A 19,560-nucleotide genomic window follows, 5' to 3' on the forward strand; every position below is an offset into this window, starting at 1 on the left:
TATATTTTGCCAAATTACTATGTTCGCTAAAAATACGCTGAAATTAACATTAGGTCTTACGCTTACATCTCTTTTATTGAGTGTATGTGGTGGTGGTGATGGAGGAGACAACACACCTCCAGCTAGAAGCAAAGGAAGCATTTCCGGTATGGTTTTTGACGCCCCTGTAAATGGCGCAAAGATTGAGGTTTTCGAATTCAAAAATGGAAACTTAGGCCGGAAGTTGGCTAACACGACGTCTGATGCGTTCGGAAACTATCTGCTAGAGTTTGAATCGTCTTCAATGCCTCTTTTTGTTGTTGCAAAAGAGGGGAGTTATACCGACCCGTTTACGAATGAAACGGTATCAGTGAGCAATGCGAAGACACTTAAATTTGAAGGTGTTGTGAACTTTAAAGAGGGGAGTGAGCAAAAGTTAATGCTTACTCCGCTGTCGAACTTGGCAGCAGGCTTGGCAAAGTACAAAATTTCTCAAGGATCCACAGATGAGAGTGCCTTTTCAACCGCTTTGGATAGTATCAATAGCATGTATGGGTTTGACGTAAATGAGACCAAACCTATTGATATAACCAAAGGTGGGCAAAGCAGTTTTGCTAGTGCTGGGCATCAATACGGCGCTTTATTAACTGCATACTCGTCTTACTCTTACGATCTTATAAAAAAAATACGGCAACAGCGATAACGTCTACACTTCAATGCATTTCGCTGACATCCAATATCGGGATGTTATTGCAGATGGTGTTCTTGATGGTCTTGAAGTGAGCCAGACTTCAGGAGCAGTGACTCCCCTCAGCTTTGGACAGAAAAAGATAAATAGCGACATTTATACACGTGATTTATCTCAGCATGTTCTGATCGTGGTAAACGATCCAAGTGTCAATATCTCTGGTACTGATGCCGCAGACTATGTCGACTTTAGTAAGAAGCTTAATGACCTAGGTACATATGGCAGTACTGATGGCGTCATTCCGCCGCGAGATGGTACGGATATCGATACAGATGCGCCAATAGTTACTCGTACGGACAGTGATGTGCTCGCTGGCACCGATAAAGTTGATCTAAAGATTGTAGATGATATCGGCGTAGAAGACGTATCCGCCTTTATTCAGTATCAGGTTAATGGCTCTTGGTCTGGTGAATTTCAATGTAACGACATACAAGATTTTGGAAGCACATTCTGTTCGGTTGAATTTGATGATTTTGAAGTTGGCCTTCGAGAGACCAACGTTAAAGTTAACATTAATACCAAAGAGATCGATAGTGCAGATATGAACCCTGCCACAGGGCTCTCAAACGTAGCAGCAGCACGGTTAGTCTTATATACAGCGGATGTACTGGGTAATGAGTTAATTCCAGGCAGCCATTCGGGTCTTCATATCAACTTTGAATGGGATAACGATGCGCCTGTTATCGATATTACATCGGCGAGTGCAATTAATAATCAACTTAAAGAGTATGTTCTGAAAGGGGTTGTAAAAGAAAGCTCGCAAGAGATCAGTTCGGTCAGTATTTCATTTAAAGATGGCTTACATGAGGACGTCACATGTTCTCCTGTCACTGTAGAGTCTGGAAATGCTTGTGAGTTTAGTAAGGCTTACCCAACTGATGAATTCCTATCTACGACGGTCTTTGAGGTTCGAGCGAAGGATAGCAAAGGCAATACGGGCACCGCTCAGCATGCAGTAAGTCGTGACGATCAAGCGCCAGCACAAACGATTACTTATCCTGAAGGTGCGTCAATGACGTACGTAAATGTCGGTTTAGATGGTGAACGAACCACTTATGATGGTATCTACTCTCAAGATACGTATACCCCAGACAATGTTCAAGCGAGCCGCGATTTCTTGAAGATTGACTATGCGTACGCAAGTATAGGGATTCAGAATTCATTAAAAGGGGTAGATTTTAGTAACTTCAACGCTAACTTGTTGAAAGAGAATAAAATTCCTTATGTTCGTGTGAAAGTATCAGACGTAAATACCGATACGGTTTTAGGCTCCAACGCTAATAAGCTTAAGCTCGTCGTCAAGTACTACGTAAGCCAAAACAACGATAACAACTACTCACTTCAGCAAGTTATTGATACAACCGCATCAGATGACGACTACATCGCAAAAATTCCGCACGAAACGCTGTTAGACAGCAATGGGCGTGTAGAAGATGTCATCTATTACATTCCATTTGTAAGAGATATTTTGGGTGACAGCTTTAAATCGGTATCAGAAAACAGTAGTCAAAAGTTAGTCATTCAAACCGTCGATGAGTCTGATAACGAAAGCACTCCAAGAGAAGTATATTTTAGAAGTAGCTTTGATCTGCCAACTATAAAAGTGGTGACACCATTTATTGGTGCGCGAGCTCAACTTGAAGGATTGAGTCCAAATGGTGAATTCACTTCACTTGCGAGTTGTACCACTATCCAACAATTGGAAAGTGACCAATCAATGGCTCTTGACGTCGCGAGTTGTGAAACCACAACTGATGTTGTGAATTATGACTTCATGCGTGTTCGTTTAATTGGTATCGAAGGCAGCGAGCCATACTACTATCAATGGAAAAGAGATCCAGGAACCAAAAAAGTAACGGTTGATTTAAACAAGGCCAATATTGGCGTGTACTTTAAGCTCAATGGCTCTCAGACTTACTATATTACTGAACTATCGACATATCAGACTAGCTTGTTTGATTTCCAGTGGGATCAAGTCACTGCCGGAGAGAAAACTTCTGAGCGTGCGATTCAAATTCTTGATGAGGTGCGCTACGCGTTATCAGGCACGAACAACAGCTCATTCTTTGGATTTGATCCAACGGTTGTGCCTTATGCAACGAACGAAATGCTTGCTACCAAAGCGATTCCAGAAAAGCCATCAAACGATTATCTACACCGATTTCTTGTCGAAGCCATCGATAGTGTTGCTCAAGGAATGCCGAGAAATAACTCATTAGATTTTGCCTCCGCTATTTACGATGATTTGAGCTTTGATGGAAAAGCGAATGGTATTGGTGTTGGTGGACGTCAGGTTATGCTCGATTCTTATCAATTCGGTTCCGATACTTATCGAAAGGATTTAGCGCAATCGTATTACGAAATCATGGCGAGCAAATACGGTATTGAGACCAATATCGCGCAGCTCTATGCTGATGATATTTCGATGGCTAATCCTAACTTAAATGGTAAGAACATTTTTGATACAGAGGGTAGCAGTATCGATATCTTGCCTCCACAGCCAAAATTAACGATTGAAAGCGGTCGAGAGACGATGGTTGGCAATAGGCTTTATATTGCTGGTGAAGTTGTTTCTAAAATTATCCTAGACGATCCTTCTGGTATTGTAGAAACCGACGCTTATGGTCCGAAGTTTAGCACGATGTGGTATCAAGCCAGTGAGCCAAACATTGAAATACCGCTGGACATTAACATTGTAGAGAACCCTGGCAACAGCAATGCTTATCGAAAAGAGTACCTCTTTACCCTTAACTCTCAGTCTAGTGAACTAAAAGATATTGTAGAGTTTGCTGTGGAAACCAGTGCCATGGACCCACATGGTAATGCGTATGGTTACGATGGCAAAGCTCCGTTTATAGAAACGGTATTTATTGATAATGATTTCCCTAAAACGAGTTACCTCCCACCTAATGATGTCGATGGTAAACCTGTAGAAGACGGTATTTATTTAAATGCCAAAAATACCCATGAATTGACCTTCAAGGTTGAAGATGTTGTGGGTGACAAGCTTTCTTCAAGAGGTCTTGTTTTCTACCAGCAAACGGGTGAAAAAGTCACATACACACCAGAGGACTTTGCGAATAACTCGAAAGACGCCTTTAAAGTCAAATTATGTACGGGGGAGCTTTGTTCAAATCAAGGCGCGACGATTTACCCGGGTGATGGTGATTGGCTAGTCGTTGCAGCGGCAGAGGATAATTTAGGTAACTCCGTTTCAGAGTTAACTAGCACGGCTCCGAGATTCAATATTCGTATCGACTCTGAAGCTCCTATTGTAAAAAGTGAGCAGGTCCAAAGCCGTTTAGGCGGTAACAACCAATGGACACCTGTCATTGATTGGGGGACGTTAAGCCCCGGCAATAATGTAAAAATAGATCTTCGCCGAGGGTCTGGTCAGGCACTGACATTAGAAAGCTGTGACCCTCTAACAGAGACGTGTGACGTACCATACTTAGTTGGTGAACAACCTGACGTCAAAGTCCAACTGGTTTCAAAAGCATTTGATTACGATGAATGGAATGAATTTTACGTCACTGCGACGGACAACGCTTACCCTGCCAATGTCAGTACAACAGGGAAATTCACCTTCCAAGTCGATAACAAAGGCCCCGAAATCATCCTAAATACGCCTTGGGTTGAAGACACATTGTCTAAAGAGAACTATGTCATAGGGCGTGAGTTCAATGTGCGATTTAAATCCGTAATAGACGATTCAGACCTTGAGCAAGTCTCGCTGTATCAAAGTGATAAAGATTCGCCAATTAAGACAATTGTGCCAACGGATTCATCTAAAGAGTTTGTCATGTCTCTTATCAAGAGTGACACAGATAAAATAGACATTTCTGAAGATGAAAAAACAACGTCATTGTATGTAAAAGCAACCGATATTTATGGTTTTGAGTCTAGTTCTAACACGCACAAGGTTATTCTTGATCGTGATGGACCAACATTAGGATTAAGTGGTTTCAATGCGAATGACTACTACTTAGGTAACTATGTCTTTGACCTAACGGCTCTAGACCTAAATGCAAACGGTGATGTTTCAATTAATGGTGTCAATCGAGAAAGCCTAGAGTATTGGACGTTTAGCGATCTGGAGCCATTACCTGGCTCTCCCGGTACAAAAATCAATGAGGATCTCAAAGTGAGCCTTGGTGATTTAGGTACGGGTACACACAAGGTTCGTTTAAAAGGGTCTGATGTTCGTGGCAACACAACCTTAACCAGTGATGAGCAAGATTTTACCGTCAAAGTGTACAACTCAATCCCGCAGGTGACGCTGGCGATGAGTTACACGGATGGAACGCCAATTACAAACAACACCATCTATCAAGATGGGAATATCGTACTTACGCTTGATATTGTTGATGATAGTGGCGTTGATCGAATTGACTCAACGTATAGATTCTCTGGAGAGCAAAACGGGACTAACTTTACGTTCTCAGAAACCGCAGATGGCACTTGGACTGCAACGTTGCTTTCTACACAAATTGCCAAAGATGGTAATTATGAACTTGATATCAAAGTTTATAACAAAGTTCGTTACCTTGATGAAAAAGACCGAAAGGTTGGAAAAGTAAACCAAACCTTTAGCGTACAGCGTGAAGGCGTGGTTCTAACAGTTGAAAGCCCGCTGGACTTCCAAAATTACTTATCTGATGGTGTTCTTGATGTCACCTTTACTACATTGAGTGCGGTCAAAGCCAAAACGTTAGAGTGTTGGGTTCGTGAAGAATACAACTCTCTAGATGCGCCACCAACTAATGAGCAACCAACTTCTGGTGTTATCAACGTATCGCAAGAACCTTACAGTTGTAGTGTCAATGTTGGGCAAAACATGACCAAAGCACCTGTCACTTTGATCACTAAAACCTTGGGTACAAATGGGCGTGAAACGATCAACAAGTTCAATTTCTCCGTGGTGGATATTGATGCACCGACAGTCGTAGATGGTAACTCATACAGTTTTAAAGGAAGTGATGTTTGGTTTGATGAAGCTTTGAAGAAGAAGATGCTCACATTTGAGCTCTCTTTTAATGATGCTTTATCAGGCGTGAATACCGAAAGTTCAGATGAATATCCAAAGTTGGTTCGTAATCTTGGCAACAAAGCTTATACACCAACGACTTGTGCCAAAGGTGTTGGAAATATCAAGTGTACGTATTCTGAATCCTATGCCGATATTATTGATGGCCTGAGTACAACTCAAGAATACAAAATCAAGAACTTATCTGATTTAGCAGGAAACTTGACGCCAGAGCACGATCTACTGCTTGAATTACCTAAAGGTTCGGTAGTCGTCGAAATTACTGATCCGATTGGAAACACAACCATTAATGGTCAGCAGCTTGTCGCCAAATTCAGAATTAAGCTGTATGAAAACTCTAGACTAGACAATGTGATGGCCAGGTTTGGAACGGAATCCTACAACTATAAAGATAATCCGGAGAAGTTTGCACAATTAGAGGTGTGTGCAGATGATCCAACCTACAAGTGTTCAACATTTACAAGTGAACTTCCTAGCGATGCGGATGGAAAAACGATCAGGACAACGATTACCGCAACGGATGTGTGGTCGAGAGTCGGTGAAGCGACCGTTGATATTAAAGTTGACAACACACCTCCAAGTGTTGGCGATGAGATTATCGTAACTGAATCGCCAACAAATCCAGATAATGTTCGTTTTCGTTTCGACATAACGGACACTGGTAGCAGCCTCGCAAAAGTAAACTACTCGGTTTTAAACCCGAGTTATCAAGAAGAAAGAGTAGAGGATGGGAATGGTTCATCTACGTACTTTGAACTACCGAAATCTCAGTTAGAGGGGCGTGGTTCAATCACAGTAGACATCAAAGCGACAGATAGCGTCGGACTGTATTCTGATATCAGAAAAGTCATTGATATTAGTGTTCCTAAAGTCACGGTTGATTTCGATGGAATTACGAGTTTGCAGGGTGGGAAACTGTTTTTAACCAAGGCGAGCCAGCCGTTTACGCTATCTACGGTGGAAGGAGAAAGAGTGAAAGCTTCACAATATTCTGTGGAGCTTATTCCAAGCCTAGGTGATTCCTTGCGTTACTCAGGTGATGTTATCTCATCTAGTGGTAATGGAATGATGAACTTTGCCGTCGATAATCAAGGGTCATATACCCTTAAGGTGACGGTGACGGACTCAGTTGGAAGAGAGAATACAAGCTTTGAATTACTAGGCAAAAGTTATGATGGACAAGTTATCGAGTCTATTGTTGATTATGACGTTCCAAGTATTTCTGGCTTAAGTGCTAATCAAATCTCTAAGATACCGACAAACGATAAGTATCAGCTAGAAATTAGCGCACACATTACAGATAAAAATTTAAACCTCGTCACGTCAAAAGCGGTGAGTGGTGGCAGCACTGTGGCTCCTCAAGCGATTACTGAGCCGACAACCGAAGCGGGGCCTTATGTCATAAGCTATTTGTTACCTAAAGGCGATCATACGATCACGGTGGCAGCAACAGACAAGGTGGATAACAAGAGTGAAAGTTCTATTGACGCGCATGTGGAAGCGGCAACCGTTCCCGGGCTAAGTATCTCTACCGCCTCAAGCGCCCCTCTTTTTGGAGGCGAAGAGATTACGCTCGCGTTTAACTTTACAGAAGAAGTTACGAACTTTGATATATCAGATGTCCATCTTGTCGCTAGTGATAGCGGTGCAACAGGAACGTTAAAACAAGATACTTGGTCGACTTCAGACAATATTACGTGGACGGTTAATTACATCAGCCCAGAAAAACAAGATAAAAATATCACTATTCAGGTAGAAGATAATAGCTATCAAAGTACCAACACAATTCCTGGAAAAGGAAGCAGCTTAAGTATCGCGGTTGAAGGAACCTTACCAAAACTGACCAATGTGACATTTAACCCCGAGCATCAGAGCGTGGGTCAAAGCGTGAGTGTCTCGCTTGAGTTTGATAAAGAGCTCCAAGAGGCGACCGCCAAGCTTGGCGGCAATCGCATCAGTTCTCTGTCCGCAACGGCAGATAAAAAGGTCTGGGTTGGTGATGTACAAGTTCCGAGCACCACGCTGTTAAGTGTCGACTTGGTTGTTAGTCAGTTTAAAGATTTGACTGGTAACATAGGGGAGGATAACACCGCTCACGAATTACCTATCACGCCGACCTTAGCCATCACTCCAGTGGGCAGTGTGAATGAAATGCAAGCCGCCACGTTACAATTCGATGGCACGTCAACACGTTTTGACGGACAGTCCCTGCGTCTTGAAGTGAAAGCCCAAGGCAGCGCTGCCGTATTGAAAAGCAGCAGTGCAACGGTACAAGCTGGTGGCACTTGGACCAGTGACGCAATGGATATGAGTCATCAAACCAATGGCACTTATACCGTGATTGTGACAGGGACGAACTCAGCGGGTATTGAAGTGAGTGAAAGCCAGAGCTTTACACTCGCGCAATCTCTGCCAACGCTGACTAACGTGATGTTTACTCCTGAGCATCAAGCCATCGGCCAAAGCGTGACGGTGACGCTGGAATTTGATAAAGCATTGCAAGCAGCCACTGCGGAGTTAGGTGGTACAACGATCACTTCATTAGTGGCAACCGCGGACCCAAGCGTTTGGACTGGTGATGTGGTGGTACCAAGCACGTCAGAGCTCAATGTGGCGTTGCTGGTTCGTGACTACCAAGACTTATCAGGGAATACAGGTAGCCAGAATACGGCTTACTCCATGCCGATCACACCGACCTTGGCTATTACGCCAGTGGGCAGTGTGGATGAAACGCATGCCGCCACGCTACAATTCGAAGGTACGTCAACACGTTTTGACGGACAGTCCCTGCGTCTTGAAGTGAAAGCCCAAGGCAGCGCTGCCGTATTGAAAAGCAGCAGTGCAACAGTACAAGCCGGTGGCATTTGGACCAGTGACGCGATTGATATGAGTCATCAAACCAATGGCACTTACACCGTGATTGTGACAGGGACGAACTCAGCGGGTATTGAAGTGAGTGAAAGCCAGAGCTTTACACTCGCGCAGTCTCTGCCAACCTTGACTAACGTGACGTTTACGCCTGAGCACCAAGTCATCGGCCAAAGCGTGACGGTAACGCTGGAATTCGATAAAGATCTGCAATCCGCAGCGGCGGCGTTAGGTGGTACAACGATCACTTCATTAATGCCAACCGCGGACCCAAGCGTTTGGACTGGTGATGTGGTGGTACCAAGCACGTCAGAGCTCAATGTGGCGTTGCTGGTTCGTGACTACCAAGACTTATTAGGGAATACAGGTAGCCAGAACACAGCCTACTCTATGCCGATCACGCCGACCTTAGCCATCACTCCAGTGGGCAGTGTGGATGAAACGCAAGCCGCCAAGTTACAATTCGAAGGCACGTCGACACGCTTTGACGGCCAGTCCCTGCGTCTTGAAGTGAAAGCCCAAGGCAGCGCGACGGTATTGAAAAGCAGCAGTGCGACAGTACAAGCCGGTGGCTCTTGGACCAGTGACGTAATTGATATGAGTCACCAAACCAATGGCACTTATACCGTGACTGTGACAGGGACGAACTCAGCGGGTATTGAAGTGAGTGAAAGCCAGAGCTTTACATTGGCGCAATCTCTGCCAACGTTGACTAACGTGACGTTTACGCCTGAGCACCAAGCCATCGGCCAAAGCGTGACGGTGACGCTGGAATTCGATAAAGCATTGCAAGCTGCCATTGCAGAGTTAGGTGGCACAACGATCACTTCATTAGTGGCAACCGCGGACCCAAGCGTTTGGACTGGTGATGTAGTGGTACCAAGCACTTCAGAGCTCAATGTGGCGTTACTGGTTCGTGACTACCAAGACTTGTCAGGGAATACAGGTAGCCAGAACACGGCTTACTCCATGCCGATCACGCCGACCTTAGCTATTACGCCAGTCGGCAATGTGGATGAAACGCATGCCGCCACGCTACAATTTGAAGGCACGTCGACACGTTTTGATGGACAGTCCCTGCATCTTGAAGTGAAAGCCCAAGGCAGCGCGACGGTATTGAAAAGCAGCAGTGCGACGGTACAAGCCGGTGGCACTTGGACCAGTGACGTAATTGATATGAGTCACCAAACCAATGGCACTTATACCGTGATTGTGACGGGGACGAACTCTGCGGGTATTGAAGTGAGTGAAAGCCAGAGCTTTACACTCGCGCAGTCTCTGCCAACCTTGACTAACGTGACGTTTACTCCTGAGCACCAAGCCATCGGCCAAAGCGTGACGGTGGCGCTGGAATTCGATAAGGCATTGCAAGCTGCCGTTGCAGAGTTAGGCGGTACGACGATCACCTCATTAGTGGCAACATCGGATCCGAGCGTTTGGACCGGTGATGTGGTAGTACCAGGCTCGTCAGAACTCAATGTGGCGTTGCTTGTTCGTGACTACCAAGACTTGTCAGGGAATACAGGTAGCCAGAACACGGCTTACTCCATGCCGATCACGCCGACCTTAGCTATTACGCCAGTGGGCAATGTGGATGAAACGCATGCCGCCACGCTACAATTTGAAGGCACGTCGACACGTTTTGATGGACAGTCCCTGCGTCTTGAAGTGAAAGCCCAAGGCAGCGCGACGGTATTGAAAAGCAGCAGTGCGACGGTACAAGCCGGTGGCACTTGGGCCAGTGACGTAATTGATATGAGTCACCAAACCAATGGCACTTATACCGTGATGGTGACAGGGACGAACTCAGTGGGTATTGAAGTGAGTGAAAGCCAGAGCTTTACTCTCGCGCAATCCTTGCCAACACTGACTAACGTGACGTTTACTCCTGAGCATCAAGCCATCGGCCAAAGCGTGACGGTAACGCTGGAATTCGATAAAGATCTGCAATCCGCAGCGGCGGAGTTAGGCGGTACGACGATCACCTCATTAGTGGCAACATCGGATCCGAGTGTTTGGACTGGTGATGTGGTGGTACCAGGCTCGTCAGAACTCAATGTGGCGTTACTGGTTCGTGACTACCAAGACTTGTCAGGGAATACCGGTAGCCAGAACACGGCTTACTCCATGCCAATTACACCAACAATACATCTAGATGCTATCAACGATGTTGCTGGAGTGGAAAGCGTGACAGTAAGTGGTAGCAGTGAACGGTTTGAAGATGGTGAGTATATAGATATCAAAGCAGTCGACGCTGATGGTACAGAAGCCACAGGCATGGCTACCGTGTTTTCAGACTCATGGACAACTGATTTAGATCTTTCAGGACTGAAGGACGGAGCCGTAACGATTTATGTGAATGGTACCAACAAGCTGTCTGCCTCTGCCGAAGAGGTCCAAGCAACATTGAACTATGATCGTTTCGCAAGTACAGCCTCCTTAGGTGCTGTCTACAACCGATATTTTAGTGAGAACAAAACTTTAAAAAATGCGGCATAAATAAAGCGAGCGTTTAGCTCGCTTTATTTATTTGGGACTTTTTGTGATATTTATCAAAATAATTGCCTTTATTGATAAGTTACTCGAATTAATGAATCGTCTTAATACAAGGCTGAATAACTATAATAACTAGGCCAATGTTGCTTTTAGGTGTGTATGACGTGATTGTGATGGGCGCTCGGTAGGTGCTGTGGTGAATGTGTCGCGTTGAAAATCTTTTTAAATATTATATATTTACGCTCGTTTCTATACTCTGAGTATAGTGTTCTGCATGAGGTCGATGGGTAATACCTCGCCTCTTTAACTCGCGATGAAGCAAATTTAATCCTAGCAAGCTTCAGAGCAGTTACTTTTGTGAGTGCGTAATGCGCTCACCTTTTTATTTAAACTTCCTCAGTAACAGTCAATTTGTTGTTTGTTGCTGAGGAGGGCATCTCATAAACTTCTGAATTTCCTCGTGCTTACCTGAAGCGCACGTTACTACGATTTTTGTTAACTTCAGTCCATAAATTAAATTTTTTTAGATAGTAAGATTTTACCATTTTGACAGAGTGGGTGATGTTACTGGCTTTTATTGTGGTTAAATCGCATGTTTTGATAGTAAAAATTACCATTTTTTTGGTGTTTTTGATTTCGGGCGATTTTTCTATCTCGTTGAAAATAAATGGCTAAGTAAGTAGGATACGCAGACCAAATCGTACTTGTAAGCCTTATCAGCTTAATTGTCACCGCAGCCATATTTACGATGTTGGTTGTGGAGAATTCAAATGCATTTAGTTTGCAAATTTATACCTAGCTCGAAGCTATCCTCCAACGAGCTATCTTATGTTCTTACACCGGACGAGTGTATAGGACAGCTTTCGCGTTTGCGAAATTCAGATGACATCCTTAGAAACCTCCCTAAAGAATTGGCGCAAAAGATTTCCATCTCTGCCAAAAAAACGACCAGCGCATTGCTAGCTGCTATAAGAATCGAATTGGGAAAAGGCAATTGGGTGTCATTATCTACCGTTGCTCGTCGGTCGCCATTGACGGACTCTCAGCTGCAAAGCTTCCCTAGACTTAAAACACTCGTTGACTCTGTATCTGCTTCGAATGAAAGCAAAGCTTTTAAAGCAGGATACAAGCAGGTTACCGAAGATGTTGCTTTAGTTCGTAGTTACACGCATGTCCCCTCTGAGCCAAGTCCAGATCAAAAAATCGTTGTCGAGTTTGCAGGGCAGTGGTCTAGCAACGCGGCATGTTTGATGTTGGGAAAAACCGAAGCTCAAAAAGAAAAAGTCACAGTAGGCAAGGCTGATACAGAAAACAAACACCGCAGCCTCGCGACATTTAAAGATCTCGAAGCTGAGGGCAAAACGCTTTACATCAAAATCCCTTGCACTGACCAGCCTCAGCCAATTTTGCTTAAACTCGCCGAAGACCTGCAACCCGTTGATAAAGAAACTCAAATGGATGAGTGGGATAACGTGTTAGTGCCTGTGGTTCCAGTTCATAAGAGTGATTCAGGGTATGTATCTATCGATCGCGGTTATATTTATGTCGTTTGGCAATCAGAAGTTTGGCGAGAAATCCAAGTTCAAAACGACGGACGCTTTTCGGATGTCGATCTATCACTCTACCAAAGCACTAAGTCCTCGCCTCAAAGATCGGTCGATATTAGCTTATATGATGAAGACTCCGAAGCATTTCTGTCAGGGGAAGCGTTTCAGTTGTACCAAGACGGTAAAAAAGTCTATGAGGGTGTGTTGGACGAATACGCTTGCGCCCGTGTTTTTGGTCTTACTGCAGAAGAAGTCGAGGTAGTGGTCGCTGGTTGGCCTAACGAAGGCGAAACATACACAGAATTACTTCAAACCGAATTGAGTCCATTTAAGGCTGGAAGTAAAACAAAGAGAGAGCCACTTGGTGTTCCTTTGCCTCATATTTGGCTTCCATACAAAATAAACGGTAGCGTACAAAGTGATGTTGCTCTCTATTATTCTCGGGCTCAACTCAATACTCAGCAACTCAATGAATTAAAGAGCGGGAATAATGAAAAAGCGGTTGAAGTAGACCTCTGTGATTATTCTTCTGCTCACAACTTTGATGCGAGCTCCGAACCTGTGATTTCGCTGCCGAATCTAGATACTCAAGTGCCAAGTAAATCAGATTACAATATTGTCAGTCAAAAAGAACAGGGTGTTGCTGCCGTTGTTGTTAACTCCCCAAGTGAAGGCATTGTAATCACGTATAAAAGTAACCCTCAGTGCGATCAACCGGATGATTATTTCCAACTGACGTGTGTTGATGAAACATGGAACCAAAAGATTTTTTTGCGCGAGGCTGAGTTTGTGGATCAGTCTTGCAAAGAAGTCGTGTTTAGTGGTTGGTTACCAGAAGTTAAAAGGGTCAATCTAACCCGTCATTGCCGATCTCATAACTCAGATAAAACGGTCTTAATGTCAGTAATTTATCAAGACATTGAACTCACGGAACTATTATAAAATGAAACGAACAACGTTAAGTATCACGCTTCTTTCGACAGTTATGTTATTAACAGGCTGTGGTGAAGAAAGTAATCAAACTTCGAATACTGCAACAACACAATCCGTAGAAAAAGAACCCGCTCAAAAGGCTTGTTACAACGTTGGTGAAACAACGTCATTCGAACGCAAAGATGTGACAGGACCACGCTGCCAATGGCAAAGTGAGCATAACTTTATTGTTTACTCTGAAGATCTGTCTAAGCCTGAATACCCAGGTACGCTTCCTGTCAAACCAGGTTATGCCGTACGCCGAGCAAAAGAGTGGCCTCGTGAAGACTTATCTGATGCAAGCTCCTATGACAAACCTCGAATTCAGTTTTGGTGGAATAATGTTAAGTTTAACGACCCACTCGTAAATGATTACGAAAACGGCTACAAAATTTGGAGCGTGAAAATTGATGGGACAGATTTACGCTTAGTCACAGATGATATACCAAGTACAGCTTCACCACAGAACTATGTGACGAGTCGTTCACCCAATAATCGTTATGTGGCTTATGCCTATAGCTTTGGTGGGCCTTTGATAAAGGCAATCTTTGACTTAGAAACGCAACAGACCATTCAGCTGGGTAGCGCGAGTACTAAGCCATATTTGGTCTGGGCGGACGATTCTAGCTACATCTATTTCTCAGACGGTTTTAAGCGCTTTAAATACACACTCGCGACGGGAACCAAAGAAGAGGTAGATGTACCGTTGTCTGAAGATACGGTCATTGTAGATGGCAAGTTAATCAATGCTGCGGGCTTGGGGGTTGGGGTTTATGACGCCAAGACACTCAAACGCTTATACACGATTTTACCTGAAAAAGAGTTTGAAGACTCCATCGATATTGAGAAGCGCATCTACCGCCAAATTGCTATCAGCCCCAATGGTAAATATGTATGGGGCATAAACTCGTATCGTAAGGTGCTGATCAATGTTGAGGATCAAACTTGGCTTGCGTTTTCTAAGGAAGGCGATGAAAAGAACGTTTATGCGAAAGTTGTAAATATCAGTAACAACGGTAATGAAACACAGAGAGGAGCAGCAAAAATAACCATAAGACGTTATGGGGCAGATTACCGTTATGAAATGAATGGAAATGGCGCTCAGTCATGGAAGGTGATTCATTCTGGCAGAGTTGCTAAAACCCCAGTGCTTTATAATGCCGATGCTGACGGCGGGCGTTTTCTGGAGGTAGAAAACGATGAGTAATGACCTTAAGTATTTACCAACAGATGTCTATTTGTTTGGTGTCGATTTTCCTAATGTTGGGGATGCACAGAACCCTCGATATAAAGCACTCAACATCGAAAAAGACCTGACTTCATTGGAAGAGTTGAAAAATATCCGCCCTATGTCACGGCTTCCTATTGCCATAAATTTAGGAGAGGAAAGCGCAGCCCTTTGGGCGACAGACGATTTAGGCCGTTTACATGTACTGGGTGATTCTACTCAGAAAAATCAAAAAACCAATATCAATCAGGTTTTGGTACTACGCTCGCCAGTACATGAGTTAGCACAGAAGACGTACAAGCTGTCCTTTCCTGAGTGGTCAATGCTTACAGAGTTAGCGATTGGTGCACAGAGTAAGGCTCGGCCAATCAAAAAGGCGTGTGCAGACCTTGTCTCTATCTTAGAAAAGCTAAAGGGGTATGACGGTGAGCAAACGCTGAACTCGCTAGAAAAAAAAGTGGAATACGCTGTCGCAGAAGTAAAACGCTCACAACTCGCGCCTAAATATGAAGCGGGCACTCAAGCACTAACGGATGAGCAAGTTACATATAACAAATGGTATGACTCTGTTCCCGAGGATGAGTCCATTCGTGGCTTTATTGTACCCACGTTCTCATTTCTCGCAGTAGTATTTTCAACACAAGAGTATGCTGATGCAATTGTTAAAGTTACTCGTTTTGATGAGGAGAGCGGACAGCACCTCAACCTGCAAGACGAAGAAATCATAACGCAAGCACAACTTGACCGAAACAGTGATTCGCATCGTCCAATAGCTTTGTTTCCGTTGGCGTCGGAGGTTTTTACTGATGGCATGTACACCATTGAAGTGGTTTTTGATGTTGACCTCATCGATGAGATACCTGAGTTTGCACAGAATGCCACTAATGTAACCAAAGAGTATGATGAATTTGGTGATGCTACTAGAGTCAGCTACGAGCTACGAGAATACATCACGCTTAGCCAAACGACACCGTTTGGTAAGATCGCGGTTGTTGCGGGCGACATGATCTCACTTGAAGAGTCTTTGATATACCAATTTCCTACGCAGTTTAAAGCTCTACAAGCCTTCCGAATGGGGGAGCTTGAAAACCTAGAGAATAGCGGAACGACTGCCAGTATGAGTGCTGCACTGTGGGAGATTGGCACAAAAGTTACACCAAGTTTGGTTAATGCTGGCATTAATATTCATCAAAACCCATCAAGTAAACATGATGTGATTGGGAGTTTAGCAAACACGTTTTGGGGGCAAGTAGACAAGGGCGCATTACCTCCAGCCATGATTTCGGCATTGGAGTTTTCATTTGGGGTATCGGCGACTGCAGCCGCTTACCAAACTCTTCAAGATTTACGCCAAGCAGCATCGGAATCTGAGCGTGCAGCTCAAGTGGGCTTAAAAACGCTTCTCAAAGAGAAAGGGTTTGATAAAAGTAAGTTCTTTACCAAGGTTATTGAACCTGCGAGAAATGGTAATGCCCACGTTGTGGCGGGGAGTGCTGCTAGAACGTGGTTGACAGGTAACGGCAGTGTCAAAAGCTTTTTGTCGCCCTTTACTGGTGCCGGGCTCAATGCAATTAACACCTTCTATGAGATAAAAGAGATCACTGACAAAAGCGAGCAATTACGCTTAGCAGAAGAGAAAGCTAAACTCAGGAAAAGTTATTTTGAGCAGGTATCACGCGATTATCTGAACTGGGTACCAGTCTGGAAAGAAAGTCTGAAGAGCGGGGAATTACTACTTAAGCAAATCATAGATAAGTTAGGCGACAATGTAACGTTTACTGACAGCATTCCGAATGACGTTGCTGAAGACAGTGCAATGTTTGTTAAAGACCATAAAGGTGCTGGTTTACGCTTGGTTTTTCCTTTTGATAACAACCAGGTTCAAGCCCCGCACTTGTCATATTTAGCTGCTGTCGATAAAGAGTTATCCAAGATTCCAAATGCCGTTGTTGAAATCGAAGGGCATGCCTGTCAAAACGGTGATTCAGAATATAACCAAAACCTTTCGCAACAGCGAGCGCAGCATGTTGCTGAGTTCTTTTCTTCAGTCAGTGATATTCGATTCTTTGGCGAACGTCGACCAATAGTCGAGGTACCAAACAACGAAATCAAACGCGAAAACGCGCAACTTAATATTAACCGACGTGTTGAAGTTCGAATCTACCTCCAAGAGTTTGCGGCGAGAATTCCACCGAGTCGACTTGGCTTTAAGGCTATGGAGCAAGCGCGTTTAGCTCAGTTAAATGCGAACTTGGGAGAAGAAGCAATTGCAAAAGAGCTCAAGCTAGCTATCTTCGAGATGATCGTTGGTATGGCTTGCTATGTTCCGATAATAGGGCAGGCAGCAAGAGGCTTTTTCGTTGTCAAAGAAGGCGGAAAAATGCTGATGAGTGGTGCCCAGTTGCTTGACTCTGCACTCTTTGATTATTACTTGTCTTCTTACAACGAGGTTAGAAAAAGCGTATCTGCAATTGAACAACTTAGCCATGAAACCACAGAGATTATTGATTCATTGGCTGAGATTAATACGCAATTGACTGAGGTGTATTTTACGTCATCAGATGCGTTAGTTGAGCACTTAGGAAAAGCTACGGGTGCAAAGGAGCTGATTAAGCGCTATCAACGCCGTGCACTTGCTATTAATGGTTTGGTGCTTTTGATTCAAAGAGCTTGTGCTGAGGGCGAACAAGAGTTCACAGAACAGTGGCGAATATTAGCTATCGATGAATACATTCAGCGATATATTGAAACCGACAGCTGGATATTAAACACAGAGTTAAAAGAAAACTTGTGTAACTTGTGGCTCCAAGAACTCATGCGTCGTGAGGGACACAAGCAATTAGTTGAAAGTTACGGTGAAGAAATCGCTGAACAAATCATCACTCGTAACAAAGCCAACTATATTGCTCCAAAAAGGAAAGACGTTTCTGGGGCGTTTAATGTCGCGTTTCCAGTGCAAGACAAGCTCTATAATCGCGATCAACAACGAGGCTTAGTGGAGTTTGCGACACAGTTTAATGTTGAGTCTAAAAAATTATCAGAAGAGGACCTAGGGTTCGTTAGGTTATTAGTCTCTGAGCCTCATGGAAACTCTAAATGGGTCACGTTTGATGAGTGGGAGAAGGCGCGATTAAAAGCAAATAAAAAGGTGCGACTATCGCCTTTCCACCGTTTGAAGTGGCAAATGTTGTTAGGCAAACAAAGTCTGAAACAGATGACGTCAAATGTGTTTCAGTGCGAAATGTCTTATCAGCGTACTGATGGTTTACTTAATACCAGTGGGCCTAAGTTTAATTTGATGTTCAAACCGATGAAACATGAGGAGTTTAGTGTAGACCCCAAAGGTGAGTTGGCCGAATTTTTTGAGGCGGAAAAAGCAGACGACAAAGTCCTGATTGGTTGTGAGTTTGAGCCGTATTTTTACTTTGGTGATGATGTCTTCTCTGGTGTGAAGCCTTTGCTCGCCAAGCATGATTTAGTTGATTATAGTGGCTATTTATCTAAAGTTGCTCTCGGTCCGATTTTTGGGCAGGTGATAAAAATTGACTCCCAACAAGATGTACTCAAAGCATATGTAAACAGCGGTGGCTTCAAAAATATGACGTATGAGTTTACTCTATCTGGAAGTAACTATAAGCTACCAGTACGAGTGGACAAGACAGTTGGACGATTTATTACGTCACCTAGACAGATTCCTGTAGGGGTCGATACAAACCATAACTATACACTCTCTGCTAAATCGGGTTTTATAGCGAACGGAAATAGTGTGTCAGAGAAAGATTTGTTAACGCTAGATTTTGTCTTACATAGTAAAGTTCATAAAGGCCCGACTAAGCCTGTTATCGATGACATTAAGCACAGTGCGATTGCGGTCAACTACGGAAATAAACGACAGTTTATGAACGAAGACAGTATGTTCACTACTGCAGATGAGCTCAAAGGCTTTGATTGGACTTCGAATAAGTCATTCGATGTGGAAGTTATGCTTATTGGTGGCAAGCACAGAAAAGAGTCGTATGAGGGACAAAACCTCGAATGGCAGAGTGTTCCAGTTTCACTAAAGCTATCGACCACTTTTGATAATGAAGCCGTATTCGGATCTGAAACTACCGCTGGTCCTGAGTATCTAAGTAACCTTACTTATATTGGGATACTAAAGAAAGACGGTTCTAAATGGACGCTAGATGACAGCGATGTGATTAACAAAAATATAGACGCAGATTTTGTCTCTCAGGCTCTATCCAGCATAGACATGGACGAAGATTTCGATGGTAAGGTGGTCTATGCGTCTCGTTTCGAGTTCGCATTTAAAGCGCTGAACGGGCAAGAAATCAAGGGGCTTCGACCATTTGGACCCGTTATTTCGACATCTGGTCGATTCCAAGAAGCAGTTCTAAAGGTGTCCTCTCTAGTACAACGTAATACAGCGGAAAAAACGCCGTTTAAACTTGGAAGCTTTGAGATGTCGTTGGGCAGGCAGTACAAAAATGTAGATGAGTTATCTTATTTTTCTGATTGTGAGGACCCAAGCTATAAAGTTGATAAAGATATGTACATCAACTGGGCAAAACTGAAACCAGAAGAGCGTAAAGAACGTTTAGTAACTTGGATTAGAGACCCATACTTGGCAACCATCATTGAAGCGTCGATTCTTAATAAATAAAAAAACCGCCTT

General features: G+C 43.8%; 5 protein-coding genes. All 5 read left to right on the top strand.

Going from position 1 to position 19,560, the window contains the following annotated elements:
- Positions 1 to 19 precede the first annotated feature (19 nt).
- Positions 20 to 682 carry a hypothetical protein gene (locus tag EX191_RS23190; protein WP_479688058.1) on the top strand — a complete coding sequence of 221 codons (663 nt, stop codon included), beginning with the start codon at positions 20 to 22 and terminating at the stop codon, positions 680 to 682.
- 13 nt (positions 683 to 695) lie between these two features.
- Positions 696 to 11,141: a tandem large repeat gene (locus EX191_RS19830; protein WP_479688059.1), complete on the top strand. Its 10,446-nt coding sequence runs from the start codon at positions 696 to 698 to the stop codon at positions 11,139 to 11,141.
- A 767-nt stretch (positions 11,142 to 11,908) separates the two neighbouring features.
- The gene (locus EX191_RS19835; protein WP_193448329.1) at positions 11,909 to 13,627 is read left to right on the top strand and encodes a hypothetical protein; all 1,719 of its coding nucleotides are present in this window, start codon (positions 11,909 to 11,911) and stop codon (positions 13,625 to 13,627) included.
- Between the two features lies 1 nt (position 13,628).
- On the top strand, positions 13,629 to 14,864 hold the full coding sequence (locus EX191_RS19840) for a TolB family protein (protein WP_102387268.1): 1,236 nt from the start codon (positions 13,629 to 13,631) through the stop codon (positions 14,862 to 14,864).
- Entirely contained in the window at positions 14,857 to 19,548 is a 4,692-nt protein-coding gene (locus tag EX191_RS19845; RefSeq protein ID WP_193448330.1) for an OmpA family protein, read from the top strand. The genes EX191_RS19840 and EX191_RS19845 overlap by 8 nt, the downstream gene beginning before the upstream one ends.
- The last annotated feature ends 12 nt before the right edge of the window (positions 19,549 to 19,560 follow it).

It is taken from the genome of Vibrio chemaguriensis (genome assembly GCF_012275705.1).
GTDB lineage: Bacteria > Pseudomonadota > Gammaproteobacteria > Enterobacterales > Vibrionaceae > Vibrio > Vibrio diabolicus.

Excerpts from the sequence above, each read along its gene's own strand:
- EX191_RS19845 (WP_193448330.1), top strand. The coding sequence starts at position 14,857 with ATGAGTAATGACCTTAAGTATTTACCAACAGATGTCTATTTGTTTGGT.
- EX191_RS19840 (WP_102387268.1), top strand. The coding sequence starts at position 13,629 with ATGAAACGAACAACGTTAAGTATCACGCTTCTTTCGACAGTTATGTTA.
- EX191_RS19830 (WP_479688059.1), top strand. The coding sequence starts at position 696 with ATGCATTTCGCTGACATCCAATATCGGGATGTTATTGCAGATGGTGTT.
- EX191_RS19835 (WP_193448329.1), top strand. The coding sequence starts at position 11,909 with ATGCATTTAGTTTGCAAATTTATACCTAGCTCGAAGCTATCCTCCAAC.
- EX191_RS23190 (WP_479688058.1), top strand. The coding sequence starts at position 20 with ATGTTCGCTAAAAATACGCTGAAATTAACATTAGGTCTTACGCTTACA.